This window comes from Arthrobacter sp. (genome assembly GCF_030540645.1).
In the GTDB taxonomy this organism is placed as follows: Bacteria; Actinomycetota; Actinomycetes; order Actinomycetales; family Micrococcaceae; genus Specibacter.
The window spans coordinates 1-13,906 of record NZ_JAUNVV010000013.1; the positions used below are offsets into that span (position 1 = coordinate 1).

General features: G+C 62.4%; 14 protein-coding genes and 2 tRNA genes. 15 read left to right on the forward strand and 1 reads right to left on the reverse strand.

Annotated features, from left to right (window positions below; genetic code table 11):
- From Q4P21_RS04155 to Q4P21_RS04190, 8 genes are all read left to right on the forward strand, one after another.
- On the forward strand, window positions 1-560 hold a 560-nt coding region (locus tag Q4P21_RS04155), incomplete at its 5' end, for a DbpA RNA binding domain-containing protein (RefSeq protein WP_303387578.1).
- Between the two features lie 161 nt (window positions 561-721).
- On the forward strand, window positions 722-1,522 hold the full coding sequence (locus tag Q4P21_RS04160) for an MBL fold metallo-hydrolase (RefSeq protein ID WP_303387579.1): 801 nt from the start codon (window positions 722-724) through the stop codon (window positions 1,520-1,522).
- Window positions 1,523-1,765: 243 nt separating this feature from the next.
- A tRNA-Thr gene (locus Q4P21_RS04165) sits at window positions 1,766-1,837 on the forward strand.
- 63 nt (window positions 1,838-1,900) lie between these two features.
- Window positions 1,901-1,974, forward strand: a tRNA-Met gene (locus Q4P21_RS04170).
- Between the two features lie 182 nt (window positions 1,975-2,156).
- Window positions 2,157-2,819, forward strand: coding sequence for an NAD(P)H-binding protein (locus Q4P21_RS04175; RefSeq protein ID WP_303387625.1), 663 nt, complete (start codon window positions 2,157-2,159; stop codon window positions 2,817-2,819).
- 10 nt (window positions 2,820-2,829) lie between these two features.
- Window positions 2,830-4,404: a Na+/H+ antiporter gene (locus Q4P21_RS04180; protein WP_303387580.1), complete on the forward strand. Its 1,575-nt coding sequence runs from the start codon at window positions 2,830-2,832 to the stop codon at window positions 4,402-4,404.
- A gap of 113 nt (window positions 4,405-4,517) precedes the next feature.
- Window positions 4,518-5,390, forward strand: a complete 873-nt coding sequence (locus Q4P21_RS04185; protein WP_303387581.1) for a CoA ester lyase — start codon at window positions 4,518-4,520, stop codon at window positions 5,388-5,390.
- Window positions 5,391-5,502: 112 nt separating this feature from the next.
- The gene (locus tag Q4P21_RS04190) at window positions 5,503-5,775 is read left to right on the forward strand and encodes a DUF3188 domain-containing protein (protein ID WP_303387582.1); all 273 of its coding nucleotides are present in this window, start codon (window positions 5,503-5,505) and stop codon (window positions 5,773-5,775) included.
- On the opposite strand, the gene Q4P21_RS04195 is transcribed toward Q4P21_RS04190, so the two are convergent.
- The gene (locus Q4P21_RS04195) at window positions 5,772-7,328 is read right to left on the reverse strand and encodes an MFS transporter (protein WP_303387583.1); all 1,557 of its coding nucleotides are present in this window, start codon (window positions 7,326-7,328) and stop codon (window positions 5,772-5,774) included. The two genes, Q4P21_RS04190 and Q4P21_RS04195, sit on opposite strands and share 4 nt — an antisense overlap.
- 79 nt (window positions 7,329-7,407) lie before the next feature.
- Here Q4P21_RS04195 and Q4P21_RS04200 point away from each other — a divergent pair, with 79 nt between their 5' ends.
- The 7 genes from Q4P21_RS04200 to Q4P21_RS04230 all read left to right on the forward strand — a co-directional run bounded on the left by Q4P21_RS04200 (window position 7,408) and on the right by Q4P21_RS04230 (window position 13,892).
- The gene (locus tag Q4P21_RS04200) at window positions 7,408-7,974 is read left to right on the forward strand and encodes a TetR/AcrR family transcriptional regulator (RefSeq protein ID WP_303387584.1); all 567 of its coding nucleotides are present in this window, start codon (window positions 7,408-7,410) and stop codon (window positions 7,972-7,974) included.
- A gap of 38 nt (window positions 7,975-8,012) precedes the next feature.
- Entirely contained in the window at window positions 8,013-8,462 is a 450-nt protein-coding gene (locus tag Q4P21_RS04205; protein ID WP_303387585.1) for a MaoC family dehydratase N-terminal domain-containing protein, read from the forward strand.
- The gene (locus Q4P21_RS04210; RefSeq protein WP_303387586.1) at window positions 8,462-8,902 is read left to right on the forward strand and encodes a MaoC family dehydratase; all 441 of its coding nucleotides are present in this window, start codon (window positions 8,462-8,464) and stop codon (window positions 8,900-8,902) included. Before Q4P21_RS04205 ends, Q4P21_RS04210 begins: the two co-directional genes overlap by 1 nt.
- On the forward strand, window positions 8,899-10,179 hold the full coding sequence (locus Q4P21_RS04215; RefSeq protein ID WP_303387587.1) for a sugar MFS transporter: 1,281 nt from the start codon (window positions 8,899-8,901) through the stop codon (window positions 10,177-10,179). The genes Q4P21_RS04210 and Q4P21_RS04215 overlap by 4 nt, the downstream gene beginning before the upstream one ends.
- Complete coding sequence (locus tag Q4P21_RS04220; RefSeq protein WP_303387588.1) at window positions 10,176-11,261, forward strand: UDP-N-acetylmuramate dehydrogenase; 1,086 nt, start codon at window positions 10,176-10,178, stop codon at window positions 11,259-11,261. The genes Q4P21_RS04215 and Q4P21_RS04220 overlap by 4 nt, the downstream gene beginning before the upstream one ends.
- Window positions 11,262-11,431: 170 nt before the next feature.
- On the forward strand, window positions 11,432-12,562 hold the full coding sequence (locus Q4P21_RS04225; protein WP_303387589.1) for an acyl-CoA desaturase: 1,131 nt from the start codon (window positions 11,432-11,434) through the stop codon (window positions 12,560-12,562).
- Between the two features lie 154 nt (window positions 12,563-12,716).
- Window positions 12,717-13,892 (forward strand): winged helix DNA-binding domain-containing protein, encoded by a 1,176-nt coding sequence (locus Q4P21_RS04230; RefSeq protein WP_303387590.1) that lies wholly within the window; start codon window positions 12,717-12,719, stop codon window positions 13,890-13,892.
- Window positions 13,893-13,906: the final 14 nt, after the last annotated feature.

Here is a 13,906-nt window from a genome sequence, read left to right on the forward strand (position 1 = left end):
ACCAGAAGAAGGATCGCGCCAAGGACGGCTTCGGCTCCCGCGGCCCGACCCGGACCCTGACCGAAGGCAACGCCACCTACCGTATTTCGGTGGGTCGCCGCCAGCGTGTCATGCCCGGCTCCATCGTTGGCGCCATTGCCAACGAAGGCGGCCTGTCCTCCTCGCAAATCGGCGGCATCGACATCCGCTCCGACCACACCTTGGTGGAACTGCCTGCCGAGCTGAGCAAGGACCAGTGGCGTGCTCTGAGCAAGACCCGCATCAGCGGCGAGCTCATCAACCTCGAGCTGGACAAGGGTCGCCGTCCCGCCGGCGGTGGCGGCACTGCCGCTCCGTACAAGGGCCGTGAAGACCGCGGAGACCGCGGCCAGGGTGGTTTCAAGAAGAAGTTCGACGGCGACCGTGGCGGCTTCCGCGGCGATCGCGACCGTGGTGCTGACCGTGGAGCCGACCGCGGCTTCAGCAACGAGCGCACCCAGGGCCATGCCGGCCACGGTGGCGGCGACCGCCGTCCCCGCCACGAAGGCGGACAGAACTTCAACAGCAAGGGCAAATGGTAACCCCGGGCACCAAGCCTGAGGCAACTGTTTGACGCGAGGGGTGGGCCCGGCCAATGGTCGGGGCCACCCCTCGCTTTTTCCGTTTTGGGAGGGTTCGGGCCTGTGTCACGGCCGCTGCGCCGGGATGCGACAACCCTGGATGCGACAACGAAGGAGACTTGATGGTGAAGTGGACTGTGGGGCGGGCTGTCACTGAGGTGCTGCCGGGAGTGTTTTTCGTTGAGGGGCCGGCCGCCAACTGGGTGATCCTCACGGAACCCGATTCGCGGCGTTTCACGCTCATTGACACCGGGTACCCAGGGGACCGGGACCGGTTGCTGATGTCGCTGGCGCACGTGGGCCGAACCCTTGACGACTGTGCCGCGCTGCTCATCACGCACGGTCATTCTGACCATATTGGTTCCGCTGCCGTGGTGGCCGCCCATGGCGTGCCGGTCTACGCCCACGCGCTGGAACTGGCCAATATACGCCGTGAGATCACGGAGCAGATCACGGTCAAGGACCTCGGCTGGCGCGTATTGGCTCCGAGGGTGCTAGTTTGGGTGGCCCACGCCGTGGCGGCCGGCGGCCTGGGCAACGTGGCAGTGCAAACGGTCCAGCCCCTGGACGGGGCAGTGCTGGCCTCCCTGCCCGGTCGGTTAGAGGCAATCCACACCGGAGGGCACACCACGGGCCACACGGCCTACCTGTGCAGGGACGCCGGCCTGGTGGTGTGTGGGGACGTGCTGATCGGTGGGCACGCCATCAGCCCTTGGGTGGGACCCCAGCTGCTGCCCGCCCCGTTTCATGTGGACCCTGCCGGCATCCGGGAGGCTGCGGCGAAAATGGGGACGCCGGAGCTGATCTGGTTGCTGCCCGGGCATGGGCCGGCGTGGACACTGCCGCAGGGACAGCCCGCAGATTTTTCGGACCAGGGGGTCCGCAGCGCGGATTACTGGCCCTTTGGTCGGCGACGTTCATAGCAAGTCGTGATTTTGCTCTCAAAGACGGCCTTTTTGAGCCTTTCAACGCGGTTTTTTCCGTTGAATTCTGCGTAGTGGCCAAAATTGTGCCTGCGCGTCTCCGGATAGCGCCGCAGGAATTGGCTGTACCAGGGGGAGAATGGTTCATCAAGCGCCCAGATCCTGCGGCAATTCGGGACTTTTAGGCTGCTCGTGACCCCGATTTCGCATAAGCCAAAACCACTGGTAAAGTATTTTCTCGTTGCCCCCCTAGCTCAGTGGTAGAGCGCGTTCTTGGTAAGAACGAGGTCACCGGATCGATTCCGGTGGGGGGCTCGCAAATGAGAAAGCTCGTGTCAAGACGGTTTGTCCGGGGTGGCACGAGCCATTCTCATTTATGGCGGCATAGCTCAGTTGGTTAGAGCGCACGACTCATAATCGTGAGGTCCCGAGATCGAGTCTCGGTGCCGCTACAGCATGAAGAACCCGCAATCCCCGCCCCTTGGGCCGGAGATTGCGGGTTTTTTGTGCCCAGCAGGCTGGTCCACAGAGGCCGCGTCGTGTGGACAGCTGTCACACCATGGCCCGGTCTCTCAGGCGGACAGTGGCGTAGGCTGCCTATAAACGGCAATCTCCACGGGAAGGAACAGCAATGCTGAAGAAGGTCTTGATCATTGGCGGACATGGGAAGGTGGCGCTGTTGCTGGCGCCGCTGCTGAAAGCAGCGGGGACCGAGGTGACGGCCGTAATCCGCAACGCAGGGCACATTGACGAGGTGGTGGCCGCCGGGGCCACACCGGTGATGCACGACGTCGTCTCCTCCTCAGTTGCCGAACTCACCGATCTTCTGGCCGGGCACGACGCCATCATTTGGTCAGCTGGTGCAGGCGGCGGAAGCCCCGAGCACACCTACGCGGTGGACCGCGACGCTGCAATCGCTTCGATGGAGGCCGCTGCGGCAGCCGGTGTGCAACGCTACGTCATGATCTCCTACCTCGGCGCAGGGCCTGACCACGGTGTTCCCCCGGAGAACAGCTTCTTTGCCTACGCTGAGGCGAAGGCGGCTGCGGACGCACAGCTGCGCGCGAGCCAGCTGGCTTGGACCATCCTTGCCCCCGGCAGTTTGACCTTGGATGCCCCCACTGCCCTGATCAACCCTGCACCAGCCACCGAACGGGATGGGGCAGACCCGCGGCACACCTCACGAGCCAACGTGGCGTTGGTCGCCGCAGCCGTCCTGGAGCGGCCGGACACCATCATGCGCACCATCGAATTCACAGACGGAACCGTGCCCATTGACGAGGCACTGAACCCGTAAAATAGAACCTGTGGAACAGCTCATATTGATTGTCGGGCTCCTTTTTGCCACGGTGATTGCTGTCGGCTTGGGAGACAAGCTCAAGCTGCCCTACCCGGTACTCATGCTCATCATGGCCGGGGGCTTCACTTTCCTCCCAGGCTTTCCCAACCTGCGGATCAACCCGGAGTTGATCCTGCCCATCTTCTTGCCGCCATTGCTCTTCGCCACGGCGCAAAAGAGTTCCTGGGGTGTGTTCCGTGTCCGTTGGCGCACCATCGGGCTGCTGGCGGTGGCCCTGGTGGCCGTGTCCACGGCCGCGGTGGCCGGAGCGGCCTGGCTGCTGATTCCCAGCATTGGCATCCCCGCAGCCTTGGCGCTGGGTGCCATGTGCGCCCCGCCGGACCCTGTTGCCGTGGAATCAGTGGCCGGGCGCGTCCACATGCCCCGGCGACTCATTACAGTCCTTCAAAGCGAGGGCTTGTTCAACGACGCCGCCGCGATTGTCATATTCCAGGCGGCAGTAGCCAGCGCCATGGATGGGCAGCCTTTTGGGCTCGGGGTCATCGGGAGCTTCCTGCTCGGCGCAGCCCTCGCCATCCTGGTGGGCATGCTCATGGGTTGGGTTACGGGGATGATCACCAGGCTCATCTCGTCACCGGTGGCCCGCAGCGCCGTGACGCTGGTGGTGCCATTTGCTGCCTACATCCTTGCTGAGGAAGTGCACGCCTCGGGCGTCATAGCCGTGGTTGTCACGGCCCTGGAAATCAAACGCCATGCCCGCGCCGAAGACGCCACCGAACGGATCACGAGGGCAGCCTTTTGGGATGTGGTGGAGTTGCTTGCCACCGGACTGGCCTTTGGCTTGGTGGCGCTGGAGGTCAGGGAAGTCATCAACATGGAGGGGTCGGCAATTTGGGGCATGCTGCCTCTTGCCATGGCGATCAGCGTACTTGTCATCTTGATCAGGTTCGCTTGGTTTGGCCTGCTCGCGTTGTTGTCCAGGAGGAACGACGGCGCCCCGCCGCCCACCAGCTTTAAGGACGTCGTAATCCTTTCCTGGTGCGGCATGCGCGGCCTGGCCACTCTGGCACTGGCCCTGGCCCTGCCAACGGTCCTGCCGACTGGGGCGGAGTTCCCTGCCCGGCACGAGATCATCGTGATCGCCTGCACCGTGCTGCTGTCAACCCTTGTGCTGCCCGGCTTGACCCTGCCTTGGCTCATGCGCGTGTTGAAAGCGACCGACGATGGCTCCGGAGAACGCGAGGCAACTAAGGTGCTGGCCATGCGCGCCCAAGAGGCGGCCGTGGCCGCGCTGCGCGACAATGGGCTCATCAAGAACCTTCCGCCGGAAAAAATCGCACTGGTGAGGGAAAAGATGCGCCGGCTTCACGCCGAACTCCTTGACGGTGGCCTGAGCAATGAGCCGGTGGAGGAGCGCGCCCGCCGCGGCCGCGAGCTGGCCATTGCCGTGCAGACCATCGCGCTCGATGCGGCCCGATCCGAAGTACTCAGTGCCCGGAATGAGCCCGGGGTTGATCCTGAAGTAGTGGACAGGCTGCTGCGGCAGTTGGACTTGCGGACCATGGTCATGCCGGAGTCATAAAATGAGATAAAAATATCGCATTGTGAAAAAATGGTGTATTCGTCCAGCGTATGTGACAAAGCATTGTGGAATGTCACAGGACGGCAAACGCCAGAGGAGTATACGGTAGAAGCATGTCTACCTCTGTTGGAAACGAACCAGCCTCCGCACCCGCCCGCATCCGCAATATTCCTGCCGAGATTGCCCGTTCGTGGCTGCTCGTCCCGGCCACGCGACCGGAGATCTTTGACGAGTCCGTCGCATCCCGCGCAGACGCCGTCGTGCTGGACATCGAAGATGCAGTGGACCCGAAGAAGAAGGATGGCGCACGCGAAGACGTCATCAACTGGTTGCGCAACGGTGGCAAAGCCTGGGTCCGCATCAACGACGTCCACTCAGACTTCTGGGCCGACGATGTAGCTAACCTGCGCAACGTCCCCGGCTTGTTGGGCGTCATGCTCGCCAAGACCGAAAATGCCGAGCAGGTCAAGGAGACCTACCATCGTCTCGACGGCAAGACCCGCGTCCTGGCACTGGTCGAGTCCGCCCTGGGTATTGAGGAAGCCAATAACATTGCCCGCGCAGAAGGCGCCTTCCGCCTAGCCTTCGGCTCCGGCGACTTCCGCCGCGACACCGGCATGGCCGCAGACCGCGAAGCCATGGCCTACCCGCGTGCCAAGCTCGTCGTCGCCAGCCGCGTCGGCAACCTGCCTGGCCCCATCGACGGTCCCACCGTCGGCACCAACCACCCGATCCTGCGCGAGCAGTCGGCCATCACGGTCTCCATGGGCATGACGGGCAAGCTGTGCCTGGCCATCGACCAGACCACCATCATCAATGAGGTCATCAGCCCCACGCCGACAGATGTCGCCTGGGCCAAGGACTTCATGGACGACTTCGAAGCCCGCGGCGGCGTCATCCGCGACGGCTCCGACCTTCCCCGCCTGGGCCGTGCCGAGAAGATCATGAAGCTGGCCATCGCCTACGGCGTCCAGCCAGCGCTCTAAGCGCAGCCACTGGCGCCACCAGTGAACATTGTGGGGCATTCCGGGTCACCGGGGTGCCCCACAGTTGTCGGTGCTGACTGGAGCGGGTGGGCAATCCGGCTAGACTGGGGCTGTGCTTAACGACTTTTGGGAAACAGCTCCGCCCGCTTACAAATACGTGGTCTTTGCCGGCATGGGGCTCACCTTCATCGGCATCGTCATCATCGTCCTCGGCGCCGTGACCACCACACCGACCATGACCTTCATAGGACTGCCGCTGATCGGCGTCGGACTTCTGGCCCACATGGTGTCGCTGGGGTTGCGTGGCCGCAATATCCGCAAGGAACTGAAGGCTGCAGAGAAGCGCAGCGCTGAGAAGGAAGCCCTCAAACGCCGTAAGGCCTAGTGGCGTGTCGGCTCAGGGCTGGACTGTGCCGAGCGAAGCGTGCGCAAGCACATCAAGGCCGCACCGAGCATGAGCACAACGCCCACCATGGCGACAATGCCTGAACCGGAATCGAAGGCATGTTTTGCCGATGCCAGCAGCGCTTCCCCTTGTTGGGGCGGCATCCAGCGGGCCACGTCAATAGCGCCACCCAGCGTCTGCCCGGCAGACTCCTTGTCCGCCGAAGACAAGCTGGCCGGGAGTACAACGTTCAGCTTGTAGGCGGCAGCAAGCACACTGCCCAAAATGGCAGTTCCCAGCACTGCGCCCACCTCATAGGCGGTTTCTGAGATTGCGGAGGCAGCCCCAGCCTTGGCCGGGGGAGCCGCGGAGAGGATCAGGTCATTGGAAATTGTCTCGGCCATGCCTACACCCGCACCAAGGACCGCGAACGCTGCGACGATGCCGGCAACCGAACCGTCGGTGTTGAGCCAGACGATCAGGAATCCGGTGGCGTTGAGCAGCAGACCTCCAGCCACCAGATATGAAGGCTTGAAACGGCTGGCCAGTTTGGCGGCGACCAAGCCCGAGATGATGGTGATGGCGAGCCCGGGCACCAAAACAAACGCTGCGTGGGTGGGGGAGAGGCCAACCACCAACTGCAGGTGCTGGGTGACGAAGTACAAGAACCCCACAAGCGCGAAGATGCTCAGCAAATTGGCCAGCACGCCGCCACTGAAGACAGGGTTCTTGAACAGGCTCATGTCCATCATGGGGTGTGCGCGGCGAAGTTGTCGGCGTACAAAAAGTACACCCAGGGTAATGCCTGCGATGATGAACGCCACGTTCACGGCAGAAATGCCTGACTGGGCGATTTCCTTGATGCCGATCAGCGTGGGCACCATGGCACCGAAAGAGAGCAGGATGCTGAGGGGATCGATCTTCCCAGGGTTCGGGTCCTTGGACTCAGGGACGAAGATCGGGGCCAGAATCAACAGCGGGATGAGTACGGGCACGGACAGCAGGAACACGGCTCCCCACCAGAAGTGCTCCAAAATAAAGCCACCGATGATCGGGCCCAGTGCAGCGCCTCCGGAAAAGCCCGCAGCCCAGACGGCAATGGCCGTTCGGCGCTGATCCGGGTGAAGGAACAAATTGCGGATCAGCGACAAAGTTGCCGGCATGAGCATGGCGCCAAAGAAGCCCAACAGGGCACGGTAGCCAATCAAGGCGCCGGCAGAGGGCGCAAAGGCGGCCATGACGGAAACAACGGCGAATCCGGTACTGCCGATCAGCAGCAGTTTCCGCCGTCCGATCCTGTCGGCCAGGCTGCCCATGGGCACCAGCAAGGCTGCCAGCACCAGGGGGTAAACGTCAATGATCCACAATAATTCCGACGCTGACGGGACCAGTGCCAAGGAGATGGAGGGGATGGCGAAGCTGAGTACCGTGTTGTCAACGGAGATCAGCAAAACGGGCAGCATCAGCACGGCCAGGGCGATCCATGAACGGATTCCTGCCCGGGGAGGGGACTTTACAGAGTCGATGCTGAGGGTGCTTGTTGTCAGAGCCATGCCTTCGAGTCTAAACCGTCCAGCCGGTACAGTAAACCGGCTGGACGGTGTACTTCGTCACTTCTTGTAGGCTGGAATCATGATTAATCACCCCCCAGCCCGGGATCGGGTTCTGGACGCCTATGCTGACCTGCTCATCAGCGACGGTCCGCGCGCGGCGACGCTGGATGCGGTGGCTGCTTCGGCAGGCGTTTCCAAAGGCGGGCTGCTGTACCACTTCAAAAGCAAGGAAGCGTTGACGGAAGGCCTCCTGAGCAAGCTTCGGGAGTACGCGGAGCAGGACTTCGTCGCCATGGCGCAGGACCCTCAAGGCTGCGCCAGCTATTACATTCGCACCAGCGTCTTTGGGGGCACACCCTTCGACCGGGCCATCGTTGCCGCCACACGCCTGATCCAAAGCGACGACGGCGCCGTTCGCCAGACATTTACCGAACTGCACGCCCGCTGGCTTGAATTGATTCTCAGCGATGTGGGGGAGCCCGCAGTGGCGCGTGCGGTCATGCTGCTTGGTGACGGTATGTACTACAACGCCACCATTTTTGGTTTCCCCGCCGGCGTGGAGGCGCAGCAGGACCAGCAGGAACACATGGACATGGAGTCGCTGTTGGACATCGTGAGGAAAATGCGGTCCGGCACGCGGAGCTAGTGCAGGCGGGACCGGCTCCGGGCGATAGGCTTAAGCCCATGACCATCAATCCCGAGCTGCAGGGGCGCAGCTACAAATTAAGTGAAATCTACAGTGTGGGCAGGGAATCCATTCGTGATTTTGCCCGCGCCGTCAAGGCTGTCAGCACAGCACACTTTGATGTTGCAGCAGCCAAGGAACTGGGCCACGCCGACCTGGTGGCCCCGCCCACCTACGCCATCATCGTTGCGCAGCGCGCCGATGCCCTGCTGATCAACGACCCTGACTCAGGCATTGACTTCACCCGCGTGGTGCACGCGGAACAACGCTTCACCCACCACCGGGCCATTGTCGCAGGGGACGAGCTCGTCGCCGAACTTCATGTTGACGCAGTGCGCGGCATGGGTGGCGGGGCCATGATCACCACCCGCGCCGAAATTTCAACGGTGGCCGGAGAATCCGTGGCCACCACCGTGTCCGCCATTTTGGTGCGCGGGGAGGGGCAGTAATGACGAAAACAGCATTGAACATTGCAGATTTGTCTGTGGGGACCGTGATCGGCACGCGGACCCTCGAAATTTCCCGGGCGGATCTAGTCAGGTATGCCGGCGCGTCCGGAGACTTCAACCCCATCCACTGGAACGAACGCTTTGCCCGCCAGGTGGAACTGCCCGGCGTCATTGCCCACGGCATGTTCACCATGGGTGCGGCCGTGCAGTTGGTGACCGACTGGGTGGGTGACCCATCCGCCGTCGTATCTTATGGCACGCGCTTCACCAAGCCTGTCCCCGTTGCTGACATTGATGACGCTCCGGGAGCTGCCGTGGAAGTGACTGGCGTGGTCGGTGCGTTGGATGCCGACGCCGGTTCCGCACGGATTGATTTGACCGTCACCTTGGACGGACAAAAAGTTTTGGTCAAGGCGCAGGCACTGGTCCGCGTGGCGTGAACGGTGCCACCTCGGTAGACACCGTCGCTTCCTGGCGCAATGGTGTATTCATCGCCTACGCCGGTTCCGGTCTGATCTTTGCCACTTGGGTCTCGCGCATTCCAGCCATTCGAGACGACCTTGGCCTGACTCCGGGCCAAATTGGCCTGATGCTGCTGTGCATGTCGCTGGGCTCTTTTGTCTCGGTTGCGGCCTCCGGGTTGATCGTGCTGCGGTTGGGGTCGAAGCTGACGACCCGGCTGGGCATCCTGATCCAAACCGTTGGCTTCATGATCATGGGCCTGGGCGCCACGGTGTTTTCAGAAACACTTGTCGTGGGGACCGGCCTTGTTCTGGTTGGTCTGGGTACCGGCAGCTACAACACTGCCTGCAACATCGAGGGTGCTGCGGTGGAGCGGGCTTTGCGTCGGCACATCATGCCGCGCCTGCATGGATCCTTCAGCATTGGCACGGTGGTTGGCGCGGGACTGGGTGCACTGGCGGCTTCCCAGCACGTTCCCGTACTCATTCACCTATGCGTGATGGCGGTGGCGGTGTTCATTGCCGTGCTGGTGGGCACCGGCCACTATCAAGCAGACAAGCTGCTCAGCACCGCATTGATGGTGGATGTCAGTGATGCCGGTGAAGGGCAGGCGAAGTCTGCTGCGGCCAAGCGTGCGGGAAAGGCCAAAATTGCCGCCGCATGGCGTGACCCGCGCACCCTCATGCTCGGTGCCCTGGTGCTGGGACTTGGCTTGGCCGAAGGCGCGGCAGGGGACTGGGTGGCCCTAGCCATGGTCGACGGCTACCAGGCAACCCCTGCACTGGGTGCCATAGGTTATGGCATTTTCGTCTCCGCCATGACCATTGGCCGCTTCGCCGGAACAGTGGTCCTTGACAGGTATGGCCGCGTGATTGTGCTGCGGGTTGGTGCGGGGCTGGCCGTCCTTGGCTTAGGGCTCTTTGTGTTTGCCCCCACCAAGGAGATTGCTCTTACGGCGCTCGTCTTCTGGGGGCTGGGATCCGCACTGGGCTTCCCTGTCGCCATGTCCGCAGCTTCCGACGACCCCGAACACGCTGCGGCACGCGTTTCAGTGGTTTCCACGGTGGGCTATGGCGCGTTCCTGGGTGGTCCGCCACTGCTGGGACTGCTAGCCGAGCACGTAGGCGTGCTGCATTCATTGCTGGCGGTGCTGGGCATGCTGGTGGTGGCGTTCTTCCTCACCCCTGTGGTGCGCAAGCCAAAATACCTGGATGACACCGGCACGGTGCGCCCACGCGATAGTGTGGAATCGTGAATGCGCAAACGGCACTGAGTTCCCTGACCACCCTTGAAGTGGGCGGACCTGCCAAGAAGTATGTTGTGGCCACCTCCGAAGCGGAAATCATCGCAGCCGTCAGGGCCGCCGACGAGGTTGGCGAGCCATTGCTGATCCTTGGCGGCGGCTCCAACCTAGTGGTTGCCGACGAAGGTTTCGAGGGCACCGTGCTGAAGATTGCCAGTCAGGGTTTTACCGTGGACTCGGAAGACTCCTGCGGTGGCGCCTCCGTGGTGGTCCAGGCAGGTCACGACTGGGACGACTTTGTGCACCAATCCGTCCTCCACGCCTGGTCCGGCGTGGAAGCACTGTCCGGTATTCCTGGCAGCACCGGGGCCACCCCGGTGCAAAACGTGGGCGCCTATGGCTGCGAGGTGGCCCAGACCATTGCCGCAGTGCGGACGTGGGACCGTGATAAAAATACCGTTCACACGTTCGCCAACCATGAGCTGCAATTCGGCTACCGCCACTCCCTGCTCAAGGCGTCAACAGTGAACGGTTCCCCCCGTTACGTGGTGCTGAGCGTGGAATTTCAGCTTCTGCTGGGCCGTATGAGCGCGCCAGTCAAATACACCGAACTGGCGCGCAGGCTCGACGTCGAGATCGGCAAGCGCGCCAACTCCCTGGACCTGCGTCGCGCCGTCCTGGCCCTGCGCGCAGCCAAAGGCATGGTCCTTGACCCTGCCGACCGCGACACTTTCTCCACGGGCTCATTCTTCACCAACCCCATCGTCACCGCCGAGGCTGCTGCCACCCTGCCGTCCGATGCCCCCCGCTACGCCGCCGGGGACAAGATCAAGCTCAGCGCCGCCTGGCTCATTGAACGGGCAGGGTTTACCAAGGGATATGGCTTGTTGGGGGAGGCCACGAGCAACACGTACGACGCCGGGACCCCGCCACGCGCTGCCTTGTCCACCAAGCACACCCTCGCCATCACGAATCGTGGCGGGGCCAGCACCGAAGACATCCTGGCGATTGCCCGGGCGGTGCGCTCCGGCGTCGAACGTCAATTTGGTATTTCCCTGGTCCCGGAGCCTGTTTTGGTGGGCTGCTCGCTCTAGCCGGCAGCTCCGTTGCGTGTGCAGCGGCGCACCCCGTACCCGGGTATGGGGTCAAGACGGCTCCCGGGTGTGATGTGCACCGCCATGGTTCTTCATAGTGTTAATGGAAAGCTTTGACCTTTCTATCAACGTGGCACTTCCTTTTGCGGAGTCCAGCACGAGGAGAACGCATGTCGTCAGCAACACTTGACAACCCGGATGTACTCGAAGAGATGGCCGCGCCGGCGCCTGTTGCGGCCCGGAAACGCCCTGCGCGGGACCGCCACGTAACGGATTTCATCCAGTTGTGCGAGGAAGTCCGTGCCACTGGGCTCATGGATCGCGACGTCAAGTGGTACGTGCTGCGGATCGTGCGCCAGTCACTGGGCTACTTGGCCGTTCTCGCCTTGTTCCTGACACTGGGACAGACCTGGTGGCAGCTTGTAACCGCCGTCGTGTTTGCCTTCATGTGCACACAGACCGCATTCCTCTCGCACGACGCGGCACACCGCCAGGTCTTTGCCTCCGCCAAGAAGAACGCGTGGCTGGCCCGCATTGCCGGGAACCTGTTCGTTGGGCTGAGCTACGGCTGGTGGATGAACAAGCACGGCAAGCACCACCTGAACCCGAACAAGGTCGGCGTGGATGGCGACATCGATCCCGGAGCGCTCGTATTTGACCCGGATAGCGCTGCCAAGCGCAAGGGGTTCGCGAAGTGGTTTGCCCGCCGTCAAGGCTATTTCTTCTTCCCACTGCTGACACTTGCCGCCTTGGATCTGCACGTCTCCGCCTTGGGCCGTGTCCTGGACCGCAAGCAGATTGTCCCGGAGCGCAAGGCTGAGATCGCTTTGCTCTTCGTGCGCCTCGTGCTGCTTCCCGCGTTCACCGTCTGGTTCCTGGGCTGGGCCATTGGCCTGTCGTTCATCGTTGTGCAGATCATGGCGCTGGGACTGTACATGGGTGGTTCCTTCGCGCCGAACCACAAGGGGATGCCACTGGTTCCCAAGGATGTCAAGATCGACTTCATGCGCCGCCAGACGCTGATGAGCCGCAACATCACCGGCGGCAAGTGGGTTGACGTGGCCATGGGCGGTTTGAACTACCAGATTGAGCACCACCTTTTCCCGACCATGTCCTCGAGGAATCTCAGGGCCGTTCAGCCCATGGTCCGTGCGTACTGTGCCGAACGGAACATCACCTACACCGAGACCACACTGGGCAAGTCCTACATGATCGTCATGAAGTACCTGAACCGTGTTGGACTGGGCCAGCGTGACCCCTTCGAATGCCCCATCACAGCAAATATGCGTTCCGCCCGGTAATTCGGAATCCATACTGCAGCAAATGCGGGTGACACGTGCTGGCACCCGCATTGGCTGCAGTAAGAACGCAGCGCTCTTGTCCGGACCCGCATCAGCTGCAGTAAGAACGGCTTCCGCAGTGCTCTTTGTGGGGTCCATCCGCTAGATTGGCTGCATGAGCAACAGCATCACGCCCGCCTCACTGGCCCACTTGCGCCTGGCCGCGCAGGGCATCCTTCCAACGTCCACCAGCCCTTCACCGGGGCCGGTGGACGTTGTGCGTTCACTGACCGCACTGCAGGGCCAGGACTTCCCGGGCGTCTTGTGGTCCATTGGCCTGCGCGCACCGGGAAGCACCCGGGCGGAAGTGGAAGCTGCTTTCAACAGGGGCGAGCTTGTCCGTTCCTGGCCCCTTCGCGGAACGCTCCACGTGACCGCGGCAGAAGACCTTGGCTGGATCCTCGCATTGACGGCTGGCCGCATGGCGAAATCCATGACCACCCGCCACCGCCAGTTGGAAATTACGACGCCGGACGTTGGCAAGGCGGGCGAACTTGCCCCTGGGCTGCTGGAACAGGACGGCGGGCGGGCATCACGGGACGACGTGTTTGCCGAATTTGAGCGGGCCGGGCAGAAAACAGCGGCCCAAAGAGGAACCCACCTGCTCTGGTTGCTGTGCATTGAAGGAACTCTCGTCCAAGGACCCATGGACAAGGTTGCCGGCAAGGGCAATACACAGTTCTTTGTGAATGCTCGGGAATGGGTCAAGAGTCCGCGGATCCTCACGAGAGAACAGGCACTGGCCGAACTCACCTTGCGCTACTTCCGCAGCCACGGGCCGGCAACTGTCAAGGACTTCCAGTGGTGGACGAAACTGACGCTCAAGGACATCAACACGGCGCTGGCACAGCTCAAGAACCAGCTTGTTTCCCTTGACTGCGACGGCGTGCAATATTGGCTGGCACCGGAAACTGCCGAGATGCTCGGTGGCGCGGCGTCACAGCGGGCGGTATCTGGCTCCCTGACCGGATCACGCTCGGTGATGCTGCTGCCGGGCTTTGACGAATACCTGCTCGGCTACACCGACCGCAGCGCGGCACTTGCCCCACATCACGCACCGCTGACCGTGCCCGGCAACAACGGCATGTTCAAGGCGACTGTGGTTGTGGACGGACAGGTGTCCGGGACGTGGCGCAAAGCCCAAGGTGCCTCGGAGAAGCAAAGGGAACTGGCCGGCGTCGTGCTTCCAGAGCTCTTTGCTGAACTCAACCCGGCGCGGTTCAAGGCGTTGGAGAAAGCTGTAGAGGCATATGCCCGGTTCCTGGGCAAGAAACAGCCTGGCCTGCCTTAACCGGGCTGACCAGG